The organism is Burkholderia sp. BCC0506 (genome assembly GCF_902833145.1).
GTDB lineage: Bacteria > Pseudomonadota > Gammaproteobacteria > Burkholderiales > Burkholderiaceae > Burkholderia.
Genome location: NZ_CADFEN010000001.1, coordinates 232,559 through 251,499, shown reverse-complemented (window position 1 = coordinate 251,499; position 18,941 = coordinate 232,559). Strand labels below are relative to the sequence as shown.

At 68.1% G+C, this 18,941-nt stretch carries 13 protein-coding genes; 5 read left to right on the top strand and 8 right to left on the bottom strand.

What is annotated here, in order from left to right; all coding sequences use genetic code 11:
• Positions 1-32: 32 nt before the first annotated feature.
• A complete protein-coding gene (locus HWX62_RS01080) occupies positions 33-248 on the bottom strand; it encodes a DUF3820 family protein (protein ID WP_175930842.1) in 216 nt (71 codons plus the stop codon).
• Positions 249-436: 188 nt separating this feature from the next.
• Here HWX62_RS01080 and HWX62_RS01075 point away from each other — a divergent pair, with 188 nt between their 5' ends.
• A complete protein-coding gene (locus HWX62_RS01075) occupies positions 437-625 on the top strand; it encodes a hypothetical protein (protein WP_175930843.1) in 189 nt (62 codons plus the stop codon).
• An 80-nt stretch (positions 626-705) separates the two neighbouring features.
• On the opposite strand, the gene HWX62_RS01070 is transcribed toward HWX62_RS01075, so the two are convergent.
• Together HWX62_RS01070 and HWX62_RS01065 are read right to left on the bottom strand one after the other, a co-directional pair.
• Entirely contained in the window at positions 706-1,368 is a 663-nt protein-coding gene (locus HWX62_RS01070) for an OmpA family protein (RefSeq protein ID WP_175930844.1), read from the bottom strand.
• A gap of 115 nt (positions 1,369-1,483) precedes the next feature.
• Positions 1,484-6,091 carry a YadA-like family protein gene (locus tag HWX62_RS01065; RefSeq protein ID WP_175985064.1) on the bottom strand — a complete coding sequence of 1,536 codons (4,608 nt, stop codon included), beginning with the start codon at positions 6,089-6,091 and terminating at the stop codon, positions 1,484-1,486.
• Positions 6,092-7,554: 1,463 nt separating this feature from the next.
• Between HWX62_RS01065 and HWX62_RS01060 the strand changes: the two genes are divergently transcribed.
• Together HWX62_RS01060 and HWX62_RS01055 are read left to right on the top strand one after the other, a co-directional pair.
• On the top strand, positions 7,555-8,388 hold the full coding sequence (locus HWX62_RS01060) for a response regulator (protein WP_175930846.1): 834 nt from the start codon (positions 7,555-7,557) through the stop codon (positions 8,386-8,388).
• Positions 8,381-10,723, top strand: a complete 2,343-nt coding sequence (locus HWX62_RS01055; protein ID WP_175930847.1) for a sensor histidine kinase — start codon at positions 8,381-8,383, stop codon at positions 10,721-10,723. Before HWX62_RS01060 ends, HWX62_RS01055 begins: the two co-directional genes overlap by 8 nt.
• A gap of 36 nt (positions 10,724-10,759) precedes the next feature.
• Here the strand turns inward: HWX62_RS01055 and HWX62_RS01050 are convergent, their stop codons facing one another.
• The 5 genes from HWX62_RS01050 to HWX62_RS01030 are packed head-to-tail and all read right to left on the bottom strand — an operon-like array spanning position 10,760 to position 15,742.
• Positions 10,760-11,047, bottom strand: coding sequence for a hypothetical protein (locus HWX62_RS01050; RefSeq protein WP_175930848.1), 288 nt, complete (start codon positions 11,045-11,047; stop codon positions 10,760-10,762).
• A 32-nt stretch (positions 11,048-11,079) separates the two neighbouring features.
• Entirely contained in the window at positions 11,080-12,168 is a 1,089-nt protein-coding gene (gene yjfF, locus HWX62_RS01045) for a galactofuranose ABC transporter, permease protein YjfF (protein WP_175930849.1), read from the bottom strand.
• Positions 12,165-13,208 (bottom strand): ABC transporter permease, encoded by a 1,044-nt coding sequence (locus HWX62_RS01040; protein ID WP_175930850.1) that lies wholly within the window; start codon positions 13,206-13,208, stop codon positions 12,165-12,167. The genes yjfF and HWX62_RS01040 overlap by 4 nt, the downstream gene beginning before the upstream one ends.
• Complete coding sequence (locus tag HWX62_RS01035) at positions 13,205-14,719, bottom strand: sugar ABC transporter ATP-binding protein (protein WP_175930851.1); 1,515 nt, start codon at positions 14,717-14,719, stop codon at positions 13,205-13,207. Before HWX62_RS01035 ends, HWX62_RS01040 begins: the two co-directional genes overlap by 4 nt.
• A gap of 60 nt (positions 14,720-14,779) precedes the next feature.
• On the bottom strand, positions 14,780-15,742 hold the full coding sequence (locus HWX62_RS01030; RefSeq protein WP_175930852.1) for an ABC transporter substrate-binding protein: 963 nt from the start codon (positions 15,740-15,742) through the stop codon (positions 14,780-14,782).
• Between the two features lie 375 nt (positions 15,743-16,117).
• Between HWX62_RS01030 and HWX62_RS01025 the strand changes: the two genes are divergently transcribed.
• Entirely contained in the window at positions 16,118-17,146 is a 1,029-nt protein-coding gene (locus tag HWX62_RS01025) for a DNA topoisomerase IB (protein WP_175930868.1), read from the top strand.
• A gap of 271 nt (positions 17,147-17,417) precedes the next feature.
• The gene (gene proP / locus HWX62_RS01020; RefSeq protein ID WP_175930853.1) at positions 17,418-18,887 is read left to right on the top strand and encodes a glycine betaine/L-proline transporter ProP; all 1,470 of its coding nucleotides are present in this window, start codon (positions 17,418-17,420) and stop codon (positions 18,885-18,887) included.
• Positions 18,888-18,941 lie beyond the last annotated feature (54 nt).

The window sequence follows — 18,941 nt, the reverse complement described above, 5'->3', positions numbered from 1 at the left end:
GGGGTGGCGCGATCGACCGGGCGTGTGCCGTGCTATGCGGGTTTGCGCAGCGGCTCCAGCAGGTGCCGCAAGCCGTTATGGTCGATCTCGTGCATGAGCGCGAGCTGTCGGCCGAGTTCGCCGCGCGGGAACCCTTCGCGGGCCAGCCAGTTGAGGTAAGGTCCGGGCAGGTCGGCGACGAGTCGGCCCTGGTATTTTCCGAAGGGCATGGTGACGGCGACAAGGCATTCGAGATCGGGGGCGCGCATGCGCGTATTGTGCACGGCTTTGCGCCGCCGCGCGCTCGCCGGCCCACACCGGCCCGCGGCCGCGCATCCGGCCCTTCACGGAATGGCCGGATCGACGAACCGGCGGTCGAGGGCCGCGTATCGCGTCGCCGCCGACTTCGTTCGTGCCTGCTAGACTGGAATTTCCCCTGCCAACCATGGAGGGAATCATGATGTCCGTCTACGTCGTGAAGACCGGCGAGCAGTTCCTGTGCACCGCCGAGGACGGCGATATCGGCATGGCGCCGGCCATCGAGGATGCCGCCTCCTTCGGTTCGTATGACGAAGCGGAGAAAGCCGCGAGCGCGCATGCCGACCCGGGGTACGAGATCGTGGCCGTCTGCATGATCAGGCACTGAGCGCACCGGGGCGTCATCATCGCCGCAAGCGAGCCGTCCGGCTTCGACGGCCGCGCTTGCGGCAATCCGGTCGCAGCGTCCTACTTCTGCAGCGAGATTTCCACGCGGCGATTGCGCGCACGCCCTTCGGCCGTATCGTTCGACGCCGCCGGATTGGCTTCTCCGTGGCCGGTCGCGGCGAACGCATCCGCCTTCAGCCCGTGCTCGCGCAAATACCCGGCAACGGCGTCCGCCCGGCGTTTCGACAGCGCCTGATTGTGCGCATCCGAGCCGGTCGCGTCGGTATAGCCGTCCACTTCCACGCGCGCGAAATGCCGGTCGGCCTGCTGGTTCAGCAGCTTGTCGAGCGCCGCGGTGGCCGCGGGCGTCAGCACGGCCGAGTCGGTCGCGAAATACGCGTCGCCGGTCAGGTTCACTTTCTCGACCGGCACGGGCGCCGGCGCGACGGCCGCGGCGGCCGGCGCGGGCGCCGCGCCGCACTGGAACAGGATCGAATGCGGATCGGCGCCGTCGCGGTACGGCGTGGTGGTGTCGACGAGGCGCACCGGCTCGTTGCCGCACATGCGCGTCGCGACCTTCATGCAGGTTTTCGCGGTCGACAGGATGCCGTGGCAGTCGACCCGGAACGTGCGGATGCCGTCGCGCGGCTGCAGTTCGTACGCGTTGTACGTCGGCCCCGACGCACTCGAACAGGCCGCGAGGGAAACGACGGACGCCAGCAGGGCAAGATGGATGTTTTTCACTTGATGACTCCGAGAATGCGATGGGCGCAGCGTGCGGCGCGGCCGCACGCGCATGCGTTTGCGTTCGGCGCGGCCCGCTCCGGCAACGCGTGCCGGAACGAACCGCTGCGCGCGATCACTTCCACTGATACAGCACGCCCGCGCCGACGACGCGCTGGCTGCCGGCGAAACCGCCGTTCAGCGTCGCCTTCAGGTTCTCCGTGACGCGCGCCTGCACGCCGACCGCCATGGCCTTCTGGCCCTGGAACGTCGCCGTGCCGACCCCCATCGCGAAGTTCGAATCGCGGTCCATGTGCGGGATCGACGCCATCGCGGCGGTCGCGGCGATCCCCTCGCGGGCCATCGAATCGGTCTGCTGGATCTGCTGCTGCATCTGCGTGAGCTGGTTGTTGACCGTGTTCAGCGACTGCGTGAACTGGTTCGATACCGCATTGAGCTGGTTCACGTTCACCGCGTCGGTGCCCTGCGTGCCGGCCGCGACGTTCACGACTTGCCGCGCCGAATCCGCCGAGCCGACCGCGACCACGTTCGAGCGTCCGCCGTCGTTGCTGCCCGCGCCGATCGCCGTCGAGTTGTTGCCCGATGCGGTCGCGCCCACCCCGATCGCGGAAGAACCGTTGCCCGATGCGAGCGAACTGTTGCCGACCGCCGTACTGTTCGAGCCCGATGCGACCGCCCCCGAACCGCCCGCCGACGAATTCGAACCGCTCGCTCCCGGCGGCACGTTGCCGCCGCTCGGGTTCGTCGTGTACTGCCCGCCGCGTTGGTTAATCAGCGTCGTCAGCTGGTTGGCGACCGAATCGAGCTGCGACACGTTCACCGCGTCGGTGCCGTTCTTGCCGGCCGCGAGACCCGTGATCTGCCGGTTGCCGACGTTCACTTCGCCGGCCGACGACTGCGGGCTGCTCAGCCCGTACGCGACGTAGTTCGTCAGCGCGCCGACCGTGGTCAGCGATCCGGCGCCCAGCGCGACGCTGTTCGCGAACGTCGCCGACGCACCGGCGCCGAGCGCGAGCGCGTCGGTCGCCGTGCCGCGTGCACCCGAGCCGAGCGCGACGCTGCCCACGCTGACCGCCACCGCGTTCGCGCCCTGTGCGACCGACTGCGCGCCGGTCGCCGTCGCGCCGCTGCCCAGCGCGATCGCGTCGGCCTGCGCAGAGCTGGCCGCCTGGCCGATCGCGACCCCGCCCGGCGCGGTCTGGTCGACGATCGCGCCGTTGCCGATGCCCACGCCGTTGTCGCCGTTGACGACCGTCGTCGGCCCGACCGCGACCGATTCCGCGCCGACCGCGAGCGAATCCGCCGCCGTCGAGTTCGCGTGGAAGTACTTCTGCGCCGTGACCGCGAACGACTGCAGCGCGCCGGTCAACTGCCGCACCGTCACCGCGTCCTGCTGGCCGGTGCCGTCTGCGACGTTGGTGATCTGGCGGTAGGTCTTGTTCGTCGCATCGCCCACCGAGACCGCGCCGAGCAGCGTCTGGTCGGTCGTGTCGAACGGGATCGACGCGCTGCCGTTGCGCAGGATGCCCGACGACGGCACCACGGCGCGGTCGGCCACCGAGCCCGAGCCGAGCGCGATGCTGCCGTCGACCCTGGAGATCGCGTTCGGGCCGATCGCGACGCTGTCGACGCCCACCGCCTGGCTGTCCGGCGCGGTCGAGTTCGCGTGGAAATACTTGATGCCGTGCGCGTTGATGTTGTCGATCGCGGAGCCGACGTTGTTGTTGATCGTCGTGGAGCCGTCGCTGTTGTAGGTCACGTACGACGGCGCCGAGATCGTGCCGGTGGTCGGATCGTAGGTCGCGCCGCCGCCGATCGCGCCGGCCGTGCTGTTACCGAGGTTCGTGTTGTTGTTCGCGATCGAGCTCAGGCCCGTCGACAGCGAACCGATCCCGGTCGATGTGGCGGTCGACAGCGACGTCAGGCTGCTGTTCGTCGAGCTCAGGCCGGTGGACAGCGAGCCGACGACCGTCGAGGTCGACGTGGACAGCGACGTGATCGTGCTGTTGGTCGAACTCAGCCCGGTGGACAGCGAGCCGATGCCCGTCGACGTGGACGTCGACAGCGACGTCACCGTGCTGTTGGTCGAACTCAGGCCAGTGGACAGCGAGCCGATGCCCGTCGACGTGGACGTCGACAGTGACGTCACCGTGCTGTTGGTCGAGCTCAGGCCGGTGGACAGCGAGCTGATGCCCGTCGACGTCGACGTCGACAGTGACGTCACCGTGCTGTTGGTCGAGCTCAGGCCGGTGGACAGCGAGCTGATGCCCGTCGACGTCGACGTCGACAGTGACGTCACCGTGCTGTTGGTCGAGCTCAGGCCGGTGGACAGCGAACCGATGCCCGTCGAAGTCGACGTGGACAATGACGTCACTGCGCTGTTCGTCGAACTCAGGCCGGTGGACAGCGAACCGACGACCGTCGACGTCGACGTGGACAACGACGTGATCGAACTATTGGCCGACGACAGGCCCGTCGACGTGGACGTCGACAGCGACGTGACCGCGCTGTTCGTCGAGCTCAGACCTGTGGACAGCGAGCTGATGCCCGTCGACGTCGATGTCGACAACGACGTGATCGCGCTATTGGCCGACGACAGCCCCGTCGACGTGGAAGTCGACAGCGACGTGACCGCGCTGTCGGTCGAACTCAACCCGGTGGACAACGAATTGATACCCGTCGAGGTCGACGTGGACAACGACGTGATCGAGCTATTGGCCGACGACAGCCCCGTCGATGTGGACGTCGACAGCGACGCGACCGTGCTGTCGGTCGAGCTCAAGCCCGTCGACAGCGAGCCGATGCCCGTCGACGTCGACGTGGACAGCGACGTCACCGCACTGTTGGTCGAACTCAGCCCCGTCGACAACGAGCCGATGCCCGTCGACGTCGACGTGGACAGCGACGTCACCGCGCTGTTGGTCGAACTCAGCCCTGTCGACAACGACGAAACCCCGGTCGACAACGACGTGATGCTCGACGCCGTCGATGTCGACAGCGAATCGAGCGCCGTGTTCGTCGCGGCAAGTTGCGAGCCGTTGATCGCATCCGTGCTCGCCGAATTGACGCGCCCGGCCGCGACGTTGGTGATCTGGCGCTCGGTGCCCGCCGCGCCGACGCTGACGACGCTCGTCGGATTCGTACCGTTGTAGTTGTACGTGACGCCGCCGAGCGTGCCGGTCGCCGTCGGATGCGGCACGTCCGTCACCGAACCGGAGCCGAGCGCGACATCGTTTGCATTGTTCGCGATGGCCGACGCGCCGAACGCGACCGCGCCCGCCGCTGCGGCGGTGGACGTGTTGCCGAGTGCGAGCGAACCCGTGCCCTGCGCATTGTTCGTATTGCCGATCGCCACCGCGCCGTTGCCGTTCGCGGTGTTGTTCGAACCCATCGTGACCGCGCCGGTGCCGATCGCGCTGCTCGGATCGCCGATCGCCACCGCGCCGTCACCGCTCACGGTCTGGCCGAAGCCGAGCGCGACGGCGCCGGTACCGCCCAGCACCTTCGACAGGTTGCCGCCGGCGATCGAACCCGCGCCGGCGGTGGCGGCGACCGAGTTGCTGTCGCCGATCGCGACGGTCGACGTAGCTGCCGCGACGCTGTTGATGCCGACGGCCGTCGCATTCGCGGCCGACGCCGTCGCACCCGGCCCCAGTGCGCTGGAGGAAATGCCGGTCGCCAGCGCCAGATTGCCGAGCGCGGTCGCGAACTGCTGCGTCGCGGTCGATTGCACGCCCATCGCGATCGAGCTGACGCCCGACGCGTTCGCGTTCAGGCCGAATGCCTGTGAACTGTTGGCACCGGCCGTCGCGTTGGAGCCCATCGCGATCGAACTCGTGCCGAGCGACTGCGTGCCCGAGCCCGGCACACCGGCGGTTCCGCCCCAGCCGATCGCAATCGACGAGGTGCCTTTCGCACCGCTGTTCACGCCCATCGCGAGACCGGAATTGCCGGTTACCAGTGCGCCGCTGCCCAGTGCGACACCTGCCGTGCCCGTACTCGTCGCCTGATTGCCGATCGCGACGTTGCCGGTGTCCGTCGCATGCGTCGCATAGCCGAGCGCGACGCTTTGCGCCCCGGCCGCGCTCGCCCCGAGACCCAGCGCGGCCGCATACTGACCGGACGCCAGCGCGTTGTTGCCCAGCCCGACCGCGGAAACACCGGTCGCCGCCGCGCCGCTGCCCATCGCCACCGCGCCGCTTTGGGTCGCACTCGACAGGTTGCCGATCGCGACCGAGTAGTTCCCGGAACCGATCGCCTGAACGCCGAGCGATGCACTGTTGACGCCGGTCGCCTGCGCATTGATGCCGATGGCCGTCGATCCGTCACCCATCGCGTGCGCACCCGGGCCCAGTGCCGTGGCTGATGTGCCTGCCGCCGTGGACAGGTTACCGAACGCAGTGGAATTCACCTGCGTGGCCACCGAACCGTTACCGACCGCGATCGAACTGGCACCGCCGGTCGCGGAGCCGCCGCCCGCCGAATACTGCGCGTGCGCGCCGGCCTGAAACAGCCCGAGATACGCGGCCGCCAGCGTCATCACGATACGCCGCGGCGACAGCCCTGGATGCGCGGCCGGGCGCATGGCGGCACCCGCATGCGTGACGTGCTCGGTCACCCTTCTCGACGACGCCACACGCTTGCCGCGTGCCCGATCGAGTTCCGAAGCCGCAACCCAGGCTCCCAGTGCTTCGTTCCAGATCGACTTGAACGACTTGTTCATCTCGTGTTCCCTCGGTTCTCATGTGCTGGATGACGCGACGGCGAGCGCGACGCCGAACGAAGCGCGGACCCTCTCCGCGTTCGCCTGCCTCGCGCCGCCCGCCTCTCACTTCGTATAACTAATAAAGACTACGAACAGCGTTGCCCGACATGCTCGATACACATCTCGACGGCCCGGCCGGTCGCCGCGCATGCCCGTTCGGCACGATGCGCGATGGCGATCGCCGGTCAGCGGCTCACGGAAGCCGACATCGCCGGCCCGGCGACGACACGGCGCACGACGCGCCGCGAAACCGCACGCGCGCACACCGTCGCCCCCGCCGAAGGGCGACCTCGAATCTCATCGGAAAAGCGTCGCTCGGACGCAGGACGAGCGAATGCCGGCCCGCATCGCGGGCGGCCCGTCACGTTTCATTCAGGCGGCGAAAGACGCCGTGCAGTCCCCGGATCTGAAGCACGCGCCGCCGGATCGCCGGCGCTGACAGCCGGCCCCGGATCGATCGACCCGACGCCCTGACCTGCCATGCTTGTCGTGTTCATATTTTTCGTATCCGCCTGATTCGACAGAGTGCCGCGCGCGGCAACCGGATCGATCGAACCGCCCGAAGACCCACGCGAAGTCACTCACCCCTTTCCGTCCGGCGCGCGGGCCGGGTTTTCCGGATTTCCGGAAAACCCGGTCAGTCGCCGAACGGCCCCGGCATCGAATTAATCGATCGAATTTACTTGACGATTTCTTCTCGCTCGATGCCTTACATCCAGCCCCATCCCGTCATTTTTCGATTCATCTTTTATATCGAACCATTTCGCGAATCATGACGGTTTCATTACCCTCGTGCCCGTTATTTTCTTGTTGCCGCCCGCCCATCGTCCGACAATGACATCATCCAATGTGACATTGAATGTCGAATGTAATGAAAGCAAAGGAAACAGCAATCTTCGCGGTAACCGGAGACAGTGAACGAACCGATTCCAGCCGCGTCGGGGCTAGTGTGCCGGCATTCTCCCGAACAAACCTTTTCCGCAGCGGACAAATTCTTTTCCGTAGCGGACGGCATTTACATTCATACATACCTTCAGGAAATCAGATTTTCCGGAAAGAGGAATATCCGCCTGGCATCGATGGAGATTCAATCTGACTAACAAGGAATTATCGGAATCCATTTACACCGGCACACTCTGATTTCGACATCGAAAGGATGAATTCATCATCCGGGCCATTCATATTACAAAATTCATTTAGCCGGAAATAAAGACCGGAATTCCGGAAATCGACTCGGCACATTTTTCCGATTCATTTTCTCCAGTGCAGACGGCGCCGCCACGCGCGCCCGACAAGCCCACACGTGCCGCACGGAATCCTCACAACCGACACTGTTGTCGGCATATAATTTTTTGCAACAATCGTACAGATTGCGATGCCTCCGACCTGACAGGCCACTCCCTTCCCACGCGTTCGCAACCATGCCATCCCGCTTGCCCAGTTCGGCGTCGCCACGCACCACGCCGGAACTCGCCGGCGCACATATCCTCCTCGTCGACGACCGCCCGAACGACCTGCGGCTCCTGACCGAAATCCTGCGCACCGCGCAGTGCCGGATCAGCGTCGCGTTCGACGGGCTGCAGGCCTATCACCGCGCGCAGGCCATCGCGCCCGACCTGATCCTGATGGACGTCCGCATGCCGCGCATGGACGGTTTCGCCGCGAGCCGGCTGCTGGCGTCCACACCGTCGACGCAATCCATTCCGGTGATCATCCTGACCGCCGCGGGCGATCTCGAGGATCGCATCGCGGGACTCGAAACGGGTGCGATCGACTACATCGTCAAGCCGTTCGAACCGGCGGAAGTCATCGCGCGAATCCGCAATCACCTGAAACGCGTGCGACCCAGCCAGCCGTTCGCGCACCTGCCCGAATTGCCCGACAATCGCGACGCGGCCCTCGTGCGCGCGGCAAGCGACGTACTGCTGCGCGACCTGCGCCATCCGCCCTCTCTCGAGGATCTCGCGAGGCAGGTCGGCACCCACGAAAAGCGGCTGTCGCGCGCGTTTCGCGACCATCTCGGCCAGACCGTATTCGAATACCTGCGCGACACGCGCCTGCGCGCCGCGATGCACTTCCTGTCGGAAACGTCGATGGGCATCGGCGACATCGCGGAGGAAATCGGCTTTTCCACGCCCGGCAATTTCGCGACGGCGTTCCGCGAACGCTTCGGCACGACGCCGTCCGACTGGCGGCGCCAGCGCCACGCGGTCGACGCGCCGGCCGCACCGGGGGGGCACCACGGCGATGCGTAGTCGATACGCGGCATGGGCAGCGGGATGTCGCGTGTTGCTCCTGCTTCTGGCGGCGCTGGCCGTCACGTGCGCGACGGCCCGTGCCGCAACGACGCCGAATCCTGCGCAACTCGACGCCGTATCGGTTTTCGAAGACGCCGGCACGACGCTGTCCGTCGACGACGTGGCCGCCCGGCTCGACGATCCAGCCCGCCACGCGGCCACGGCGGCCCGCCCGTCGTTCAACGTGTCGTTTTCGCGCTCGGCGTGGTGGGTCCGTGCGACGCTGATCAATCGCGACAGCGACACGCGCCCGCTGGTGCTCGCGATTCGCGATGCGCGCGTCGACCGCGCCGACTTCTATGTCGGCCAGCACGGTCGATGGAGACTCGAGCGCAGCTTCCCGGCCGACCGCGGCGGCGCGCACGACGCGTCGTCGCGCTACCCGACGCTCGACGTCACGCTGCGCGCGGGCGAACAACTCCCCGTGCTGATCCGCATCACGTCGCGCAAGGGAATGCGGCTTGCGCCGGTGGCGTTCACGCGCGACGCGTGGATCGCGCAGGAGTTGCACGCGTCGATGTGGAACTTCGGCTTCTTCGGCGGACTGCTCGCCCTCGTCTGGTGCGCGCTGCTGATCGGCTTTTTCTCGCGCAGCGGGATGTTCCACGTGCTGGCCGTGCTGACCCTGAACACCGCGCTGTTCGAGGCCGCGTACCGTGGCTACATCGCGATGGCCCTGGCGCCGGGCGCGCGCGAATGGTCGACGCGCGGCGAGACGATCTTCGCGTACCTGTCGATCGTGTGCTTCATCGTCTTCATCCTGATGGTCGCGCATCGCGAGAAGGCGAAGCTGCCGATGCGCGCGGTGTACGTGGCGTTTCTCGCGCTCGAATGCGCGGGAATGGCCGGCGCGGCGTTCGGCGATCTGGTGATCTTCGCCGGGTTCTGCCTGTGGCTGAACACCGCGCTTTCGATCGTCAACCTCGGCATCGCGCTGACGCTCGCGATCCGCAGAACACCAACGGGCCGCGTGATGCTGATCGCCGTGGCGTTCGGGAGCTTGAATTTCCTGATCCGTCTGCTCGACGGCCTGGACGCGCTGCCGGCCTGGTTGTTCTGGCTCAAGTCCGACATCTATCCCAACCCGGTGACCTCGATCATCGGTCTCGCCACACATCTGCTGGTGCTGGCCGCGTGGATCAACCACGTGGGCAAACAACGCACCGAGGCGCGCAAGCGGCTCGAACACTGGCAGCTCACCGAGCAGGATCGGCTGCGCGACGAGGTCGCGCGGCGCACGGTCGCGCTCAACGATGCGTTGCAGCAGTCGAAGACGCACCTGCAGCAGAAGATCGAGACGCTCGGCTACGTCAGCCACGACCTGCGCGCGCCGCTGTCGACGATCAACGGCTATGCGAAGCTGCTGCTGCAAGGCGCGACGCGCGGCCAGGCGCGGCTGATCCGGTCGATCGACCGCAGCATCCGCTATCAGCTCGCGCTGATCGACGAATTGCTCGCGTTCACGAAGGCCGAACTCCAGCCGCTCGGCATCGCGCCCGACCGCACCGACCTGCCCGGGCTGCTGGACGACATCGGCCACTACGCGCTCGCGCTGTGCGCGCAGCAGGACAACCGCTTCGTCTACCAACCCGTCACGCCGCTGCCACGCACGGTGCTGATCGACGGTATCCGGCTGCAACAGGTGCTGCTGAACCTGCTGTCCAATGCGTCGAAATTCACGCGCGACGGCACGGTCACGCTGTCGGTTCATGCGTCGCGCGAAGGCGACGCGTGGCGCCTGCGGTTCGAGGTCGCCGATACGGGTATCGGCATCGACATCACCGCGACCACCGATATCTTCCGCGCGTACCAGCAGGTGCAGGCCGTCAACGGCGGCACCGGGCTCGGCCTGTTCATCGCGCAGCGCATCGTCGCCGCGATGGGCGGCGAGCTGGCCGTCGCGAGCCGGCCGGGCGTCGGCACCACGTTCTCGTTCGCGGTCGTCGCGCCGGCCCTCGGCCATGCGCTCGCGCCGGTGTCGGGGCTCGTCAGACGGTTCGATCCCGCCGACGAAGCGAAACCGGCCAGCGCCGCGCCGGCGATGCGCAGCCCGCCCGCCGATGCGCTCGCCGAACTGGCCGTGCTCGCCAGTGAAGGCCGGCTGACCGATATCGAGGAATGGCTTGGCCAGTATGTGGACGAGCCGGACCACGGGCCATTCGTGCACGAAATGCGCGCGCACCTCGATGCGCTGGACCTGCACGCGATCGAAAAACTGGCCGGCTCGCTGAAACGCACGCGCGTGGCGGATACGTCGTTCGACACCGAAGCGGACGCGACCGGGCCGGCCTGACGGCGCGAGCACGCGCTGTGCGTTCCGCCGCGCCGGTCATTCCACCGCGGTTCGCTCGCGCTGCCGGTCGGCCCGCTCGACGACGCGGGCCAGCCGAATGATGTCGGTCAGGCCGAAGTCGCCGGCGTCCGGACGCGGGCGACCATGCTCGTCGGCCACGCGCATCGCGAACGCGAGCGCCTCCGAGCGCTCGCGCAGCAGCACGCGCAGCGCATCGGCCACGATCCGGCAGTCGCGCGCGTCGCCCAGGTCGAGCAGCGGCCGGCGGCCATGCTCGACGGCCGGTGCATCGGCCAGGTCCATCGTCGGATCATCGCGCTTCATCCCGTTCTCCTTGCGCAAAGGCGATCGGTCGCCTACAACCGCCGCATCGTCGATACCAGCGCGGCGTCCTCTTCGGGCGGCGCCGGCCGCGCGGCCGCGGTATCGCGCGCCGGCCGCCGCGCGCCGAGCCCGGTGCCGCCGGTACGGCGTCGCGTCGCGTGCCGCTCGATGACCCGCTGCAGCACGCAGAACACGCACAGCAGCGCGCCGATCACGATCCGCGTCCACCACGAACTCAGCGTGCCGTCGAACGTGATCAGCACCTGGATCGTGCCGAGGATGCCGACGCCGAACACCGAGCCGATCACGTAGCCCACGCCGCCCGTCAACAGCGTGCCGCCGATCACGGTCGCGGCGATCGCGTCGAGCTCCATCCCCTGCGCCTGCAGCCCGTAGCCCGACAGCACGTACAGCGTGAACACCACGCCGCCGAGCGCCGAACAGAAGCCACTCAGCGCATAGACGCCGATCTTCGTGCGCGCGACCGGCAGGCCCATCAGCAACGCCGAGCGTTCGTTGCCGCCGACCGCGTACACGTTGCGGCCGAAGCGCGTGAAATGCGCGACGTAGATCGCGACGGCCAGCGTCGCGAGCGCGATCAGCGCGCCGGCGCTCAGCGTGCCGCCGCCGACCGGCACGCTGATGCCCGCAATCGCATGGAACGCCGGCTCGTTGATCGTGATCGACTGCGTGGTGATCAGGAAGCACGCGCCCCGCGCGAGAAACATCCCGGCGAGCGTGACGATGAACGGCTGCAGCCGGAAATAATGGATCAGCGCACCCATCGCCGCGCCATATAGCGCGCCGAACGCGAGCACCAGCGGCACGATCGCCCACACGGGCCAGTGCAGCCGCTCGGCGCCGACCGCGCAGAAGATCGTTGTCAGCGCAACGACCGAGCCCACCGACAGGTCGATGCCGCCCGACACGATCACGAACGTCATCCCGATCACGACGATCAGCAGGAACGCGTTGTCGACGAGCAGCCCGGTCAGCACCTGCATCGAGAAAAAGCCCGTGTACATCACGGACCCGAAGCCGAACAGCGCGACGAACAGCACGATCGTCACGACGATCGGCAGCGTGCGCGGATCGGCGAGGCGGCCAAGGAAACGGGTCATCGCGGCGTCGCTCCGGTGGTGGTGGCGCGCGATCGCGCGGAGGGCAGCAGCCGCGACGCGTGCCGCACGAACAGTGCGCGCGCCGCGTCCGACTGGATCAGCGTCACGACGATCACGACGACCGCCTTGACGACGAGCGTCGCCTCCGGCGGCACGCCGATCGAATAGGTCGTGTAGGTGAGCGTCTGGATGATCAGCGCGCCGAGCACCGAGCCCGCGAGGCTGAAGCGGCCGCCGAGCAGCGACGTGCCGCCGAGCGTCACCGCGAGGATCGCGTCGAGTTCGAGCAGCAGCCCGGCATTGTTGCCGTCGGCGCTGCGCACGTTCGAGCTCGCGAGGATGCCCGCGAGCGCCGACATCACGCCCGAGCACAGATACACGCCGAACACGACCGCGCCCGAGCGCAGCCCGACGAGCCGCGTCGCGACCGGGTTCACGCCGATCGCGCGAATGAACAGCCCGAGCGCGGTGCGGTTCACCAGCAGCGCGATCGCGCCGATCGTCGCGAGTGCGATCCACACCGCGCACGGCACGGTCGCGAGATAGCCGCCGCCGAGCGCGAGGTAGCCGGGCGCGCCGATCGGGATGATCTGGCCGCCCGTCAGCAATTGCGCGACGCCGCGGCCGGCCACCATCAGGATCAGGGTCGCGATGATCGGCTGCATCCCGACGAAGGCGACGAGCAGCCCGTTCCATGCGCCGGCCAGCAGCCCGACGCCGAGCGCGGCGGCCAGCGCCGCGCCCACGCGCGACGGATCCGCCTCGAGCACGATCGCGGCCGCCGCGCCGGCGATCGCGACGATCGCGCCGACCGAGATGTCGATCCCGCGCGTCGCGATCACGAGCGTCATCCCGAGCGACACGATCACGAGCGGCGCCGCGCGGTTCAGGATGTCGATCGGCGCGCCGAACAGGTGGCCGTCGAGCAGCGCGATCGACAGGAAGCCCGGCCGATGCGCGACGTCCAGCGCGAACAGCAGTGCGAGCGTCAGCATCGGCCACGCGAGCGGATGACGAAACAGCGTGCGCAAACCCGTCATGACTGGCCTCCCGCGATCAACCGGTAAACCTGCTCCTCGGACGCATCGGCGCCCGTCAGTTCCGCTACCTTGCGCCGGTCGCGCAGCACCGCGATCCGGTGGCTCACGCGCACGACCTCGCCGATCTCCGACGAGATGAACAGGATCGCGAGCCCTTGCGCGCACAGCGCCAGCACGCGCTCCATGATGTCGAACTTCGCGGCGACGTCGATGCCGCGCGTCGGCTCGTCGAGAATCAGCAGCTTCGGGTCCGTCGCGAGCCAGCGCGCGAGCAGCACCTTCTGCTGGTTGCCGCCCGACAGCAGCCCGATCGGCTGCTCCGCGTCGCGCGCCTTGATGCCGAGCCGCCCGATGTACGTATCGGCGATCTCGCGCTGGCGCGCCCGCCCGATCAGCCGCCACCAGCCGCGCCGCGCCTGCAGCGCGAGCACGATGTTCTCGCGGATCGACAGCGCCGCGACGATGCCCTCCTTCTTGCGGTCTTCCGGGCAATACGCGATGCCGTTGCGCACCGCGTCGTGCGGCGACGCGAGCCGCTTGCGCGCGCCGTCGATCTCGATCGCGCCGGTATCCGGGCGCGCCGCGGCGAACGCGAGTTGCGCGGTTTCGGTGCGGCCCGAGCCGAGCAGCCCGGCCAGCCCGACGATCTCGCCGGGGCGCACGTCGAGATCGAGCGCGCTCATCATCCCGCGCCGGCCGACCTGCTGCATCGACAGGAACGGCGCGGTGGTGGCCACGTCACGCTCGACCGCCGCGGCGCCCGCCTGCAGCGTGTCGGACATGCGCTCGCGGCCGGTCATCTTCGCGACCAGCAGGTCGACCGGCAGGTCGCGCGCGAGATACTCGCCTTCGCGCTCGCCGTTGCGCATCACGGTGATCCGGTCGGACACCGCATAGGTCTGCTCGAGAAAATGCGTGACGAACAGGATCGCGATGCCCGACGCCTTCAGCCGGCGCAGCACGTCGAACAGCCGCGCGACCTCGCCGTCGTCGAGGCTCGAGGTCGGCTCGTCGAGAATCAGCACGCGCGCGTCGACCGACACCGCACGCGCGATCGCGACCATCTGCTGCACCGCGATCGGATACGCGTCGAGCGAGCGCGTGACGTCGAGCGACAGGTCGAGCTCGGCGAGCGCGGCCCGCGCGCGCGCATGGATCGTGTTCCAGTCGATCGCGCCGCGCCGCATCGGCTGCCGGCCCGCGAAGATGTTCTCCGCGACCGACAGGTTCGCGCACAGGTTCACTTCCTGGTACAGCGTCTGGATGCCGGCCGCCTCGGCCTCGCGCGGCGCGGCGAAATTCACCGGCGCGCCGCCGACGCGAATCTCGCCCGCATCGTGCGCATGCACGCCGGTGAGCACGTTGATCAGCGTCGACTTGCCCGCGCCGTTCTGGCCCATCAGCGCGTGGATCTCACCCGGAAACAGCCGGAAATCCACGCGCTGCAGCGCGCTGACGCCCGGAAACGACTTGTCGATGCCGATCATCTCGACCACCGGCGCACTCTCCATGCATCCTCCGTCGAAGCGTCGCCGGACGGGGCCGCCAGGGCCGCCGTCCGGGCGGACAGGTCAGTACTTGCGGGTCGGCAGCACCTGCGCCGCGACGTTCATCGGGAACACCGTCTCGTTGGTCACGATGCGCTTGGGCAACTGCTTGCCGGCGACCACGTCCTTCACCGCGGTCATCAGCTGCGGGCCGAGCAGCGGGCTGCATTCGACGTCGACGTTGATCTTGCCGGCGACCATCGCCTGGAAGCCGCCCTTGGTCGCGTCGAACGACACGACGCTCACGTCCTTGCCGGGCTTGATCCCGGCTTCCTCCATCGCCTGGATCGCGCCGAGCGCCATGTCGTCGTTGTGCGCGTAGACGACGTTGATCTGCTTGCCGTAGGTCTTCGCGAACGCTTCCATCACCTGCTTGCCGCCGGCGAGCGTGAAGTCGCCGCTCTGCGACGCGATCACCTTGAATTTCGGATTGTTCTTGATCACCTCGAGCAGGCCCGCGCGGCGGTCGTTGGCCGGTGCGGAGCCGACCGTGCCCTGCAATTCGACGATGTTGATCGGGCCTGCGTCGTTCTTGTAGCGCTCTTCCAGCCAGTGGCCGGCGCGCCGCCCTTCCTCGAGGAAGTCGGAGCCGATCATCGTCACGTACAACGACGGATCCTTCACGTCGACGCCGCGGTCGGTCAGGATCACCGGGATATGCGCGGCCTTCGCTTCGTTCAGCACCGGCTCCCAGCCCGATTCGACGACCGGCGAGAATGCGATCACGTCGACTTTCTGCGCGATGAACGAGCGGATCGCGCGAATCTGGTTCTCCTGCTTCTGCTGCGCGTCCGAGAATTTCAGGTTGATGCCGGCCTCCTTCGCCGCGCTCTTCACCGACACGGTGTTCGCGGTGCGCCACGCGCTTTCCGCGCCGACCTGCGAGAACCCGAGCGTGATCGGCTTTTGCTGCGCGTGCGCGCCGCCTGCCAGCACCGTCGCCGCGGCGACGATCGCGCCGGCCGCCAGCTTCCTGATGAATGTCATGGTCCGTCTCCGATGATGTCGTTGTGTGCCGCGGCGCTGTTGTGTTTCTGGATGGCGCTGGCGCGGATCGGGCTGCGCCGGCCGGCGTGTCCTGCCGGCGCGGTATACAGGCCCCGCATCAGTCTAGGAACAAGTCCGATAACCTTCCAATGAAATATTGGATTGGGGCGATGCCGGAATCGGCATACGTATAAACACCTAAACGCTGAGACCGGCCCGCGCGACCCGGCGCACGGTTCTTGCTCCGTCGCAACGGCTGTTCGCACCCCATGCCAGGCACCCGCCCTTCACGCGAACCCAAAGGAGACAAGCATGATCGCCGCCCGTGAACGCGGGTCGCCGCGCACCGACCGCCGCCGGCCGGCCCGTCGCGACATGAAGCAGCCCGCTTCGAGCGGCGGCGTCGCGCTGCGCCATGTCGACGACCGTCAGCCCGGCTATACGCGCCGGCGGCTGCGCAACGGCTTCGCGTATTACGGGCCGGACGGCGTGCGGGTGCGCGATGCCGACGAAATCGCCCGGATCGACGCGCTGGCGATTCCACCCGCATACACCGACGTGTGGATCTGCATGGACCCGCGCGGCCATCTTCAGGCCACGGGCCGCGATGCCCGCGGGCGCAAGCAATACCGCTATCACCCGCAGTGGCGCGAGACCCGCGACGCGAACAAGTACGCGCGGATGGCCGCATTCGCGCGTGCGCTGCCGCGCATCCGCGCCCGCGTCACCCGCGATCTGGCGTTGCCGGGCATGCCGCGCGACAAGGTCGTCGCGACGATCGTCCGGTTGCTCGACACGACGCTCGCACGGATCGGCAACGCCGAATACGCGCGCGACAACGGTTCGTACGGGCTGACGACGCTGCGCAAGCGCCATTTGAAGATCCAGCCCGGCCAGGTGCGGCTGCGCTTCGCCGGCAAGAGCGGGATCGAACACGACGTGACGGTCGACGACGCGCGGGTCGCGCGGATCGTCCGGCGCTGCGCGGAGCTGCCCGGTCACGAGCTGTTCCAGTACGTGGACGACGACGGCGCACGCCGTCCGGTCGGGTCGTCCGACGTGAACGACTACCTGCGCGAGGCCGGCGGCGCCGATTTCACCGCGAAGGATTACCGGACGTGGGCCGGCAGCGTGCACGCACTCGGGTTGTTGCGGCGCGTCGAGCACCGCGGTGTCACGCATGCCAGGAAGCAGATCGTCGAGACCGTGCGCGCGGTGGCCGACCTGCTGCGCAACACGCCGGCCGTGTGCCGGCGCTGCTACATCCATCCGGTCGTGCTCGACGCGTTCGAGTCGGGCGCGCTCGCCGCGCTCGCGGTCCAGCGTACGCCGCGCGGCCTGCGCGCGGATGAGGCGGCGTTCGTGGCGTTGCTCGTCTCCGCGGGCCGGCGCGCGGCGAAATGATCGTCGACGTCGCGCCGCCGCCCGACGGACGCGATCGGCGCCCCTCCCCGCGTGTCGTTTACCACCGCTTTCCAGGCGCATGACCGATAGCCGCTCGCGCCCGTTTCTCTAAACTGGTTCGCACAACACACCTGCCCGGCGGCGTCCGTCGCGCGCGTCACGCCACCGGCATCGAGACATCCCCGAGACATCCGCCTTCGCTGTCCGTCGGTCCGCACGACCCCGCCGCATTCCCGCCGGCCGGCCGCCAAGGCAATTCCAGGAGCGTTCATTGAGTTCATCGCAAGCGCACCCCGCGAAAGCCCGGCCTTCGCGCCCGTCCGTCAAGCTGGATGACATCACGATCGTCGATCCTGCCGTCCTCAAGCGCGCGGTCGGCGCGATGGCGTTCGGCAATGCGATGGAATGGTTCGACTTCGGCGTCTACAGCTACATCGCCGTCACGCTCGGCAAGGTGTTCTTTCCGTCCAGCAGCCCGTCCGCGCAGCTGCTCGCCACCTTCGGCACGTTCGCGGCCGCGTTTCTCGTGCGCCCGCTCGGCGGCATGGTGTTCGGCCCGCTCGGCGACCGCATCGGCCGCCAGCGCGTGCTCGCCGCGACGATGATCATGATGGCCGTCGGCACCTTCGCGATCGGCCTGATCCCGAGCTATGCGTCGATCGGCATCATGGCCCCGATCCTGCTGCTCGTCGCCCGCCTCGTGCAGGGCTTCTCGACCGGCGGCGAATACGGCGGCGCCGCCACCTTCATCGCCGAGTTCTCGACCGACAAGCGCCGCGGCTTCATGGGCAGCTTCCTCGAATTCGGCACGCTGATCGGCTATACGCTCGGCGCGGCCACGGTCGCGCTGCTGACGGCCACGCTGTCGCAGGACGCGCTGCTGTCGTGGGGCTGGCGCGTGCCGTTCTTCATCGCCGGCCCGCTCGGCCTCGTCGGTCTCTACGTGCGGCTCAAGCTCGAGGAAACGCCGGCATTCAGGAAGGAGGCCGAAGCACGCGAGGCGGACGAGCGCGCACGTCCGAAGCAGCGCTTCGCGACGCTGCTCGCCGAACAGTGGAAGCCGCTGCTGCAATGCGTCGGCCTCGTGCTGATCTTCAACGTGACCGACTACATGGCGCTGTCGTACCTGCCGAGCTACCTGTCGGCGACGCTGCACGTGCGCGAATCGCACGGGCTCTTCATGGTGCTGCTCGTGATGGTGCTGATGATGCCGATGACGCTGTACGCCGGGCACCTGTCGGACAAGGTCGGCCGCAAGCCGGTGATGATGGCCGGCTGCGTGGGCCTGCTGGCGCTGTCGGTGCCGGCGCTGATGCTGATCCGCACCGGCGGCATGCTGCCGATCTTCGGCGGAATGCTGATCTACGGCGTCCTGCTGTCGACGTTCACGGGCGTGATGCCGTCGGCGCTGCCCGCCCTCTTCCCGACGCGCATCCGCTACGGCGCGCTCGCGATCGGCTTCAACGTGTCGGTGTCGCTGTTCGGCGGCACGACGCCGCTCGTCACCGCGTGGCTGGTCGATCGCACCGGCGACCTGATGATGCCCGCGTACTACCTGATGGGCGCGTCGTTCATCGGCATCGTGTCGGTGCTCGCGCTGCGCGAGACGGCGCGCCAGCCGCTGCCCGGCTCCGGGCCGTGCGTGGCGAGCCGCGCGGAAGCGCTGAGCCTCGTGCGCGGCGGTGCCGGCGAAGCACATGGGCGCGACCGGACGTTCACGCCGGTCAGCGAGCGCGCGTGAACCGATCGATGCGACGCCGCGCGGCCTGCGCGCGCGTCGCCATTCGCATCCCCG

Coding starts and splice junctions, on each gene's coding strand:
- HWX62_RS01025 (WP_175930868.1), top strand. CDS start 16,118: ATGAAGCAGCCCGCTTCGAGCGGCGGCGTCGCGCTGCGCCATGTCGAC.
- HWX62_RS01060 (WP_175930846.1), top strand. CDS start 7,555: ATGCCATCCCGCTTGCCCAGTTCGGCGTCGCCACGCACCACGCCGGAA.
- HWX62_RS01035 (WP_175930851.1), bottom strand. CDS start 14,719: ATGGAGAGTGCGCCGGTGGTCGAGATGATCGGCATCGACAAGTCGTTT.
- HWX62_RS01050 (WP_175930848.1), bottom strand. CDS start 11,047: ATGAAGCGCGATGATCCGACGATGGACCTGGCCGATGCACCGGCCGTC.
- HWX62_RS01080 (WP_175930842.1), bottom strand. CDS start 248: ATGCGCGCCCCCGATCTCGAATGCCTTGTCGCCGTCACCATGCCCTTC.
- HWX62_RS01030 (WP_175930852.1), bottom strand. CDS start 15,742: ATGACATTCATCAGGAAGCTGGCGGCCGGCGCGATCGTCGCCGCGGCG.
- HWX62_RS01040 (WP_175930850.1), bottom strand. CDS start 13,208: ATGACGGGTTTGCGCACGCTGTTTCGTCATCCGCTCGCGTGGCCGATG.
- HWX62_RS01065 (WP_175985064.1), bottom strand. CDS start 6,091: ATGAACAAGTCGTTCAAGTCGATCTGGAACGAAGCACTGGGAGCCTGG.
- HWX62_RS01075 (WP_175930843.1), top strand. CDS start 437: ATGATGTCCGTCTACGTCGTGAAGACCGGCGAGCAGTTCCTGTGCACC.
- yjfF (WP_175930849.1), bottom strand. CDS start 12,168: ATGACCCGTTTCCTTGGCCGCCTCGCCGATCCGCGCACGCTGCCGATC.
- HWX62_RS01055 (WP_175930847.1), top strand. CDS start 8,381: ATGCGTAGTCGATACGCGGCATGGGCAGCGGGATGTCGCGTGTTGCTC.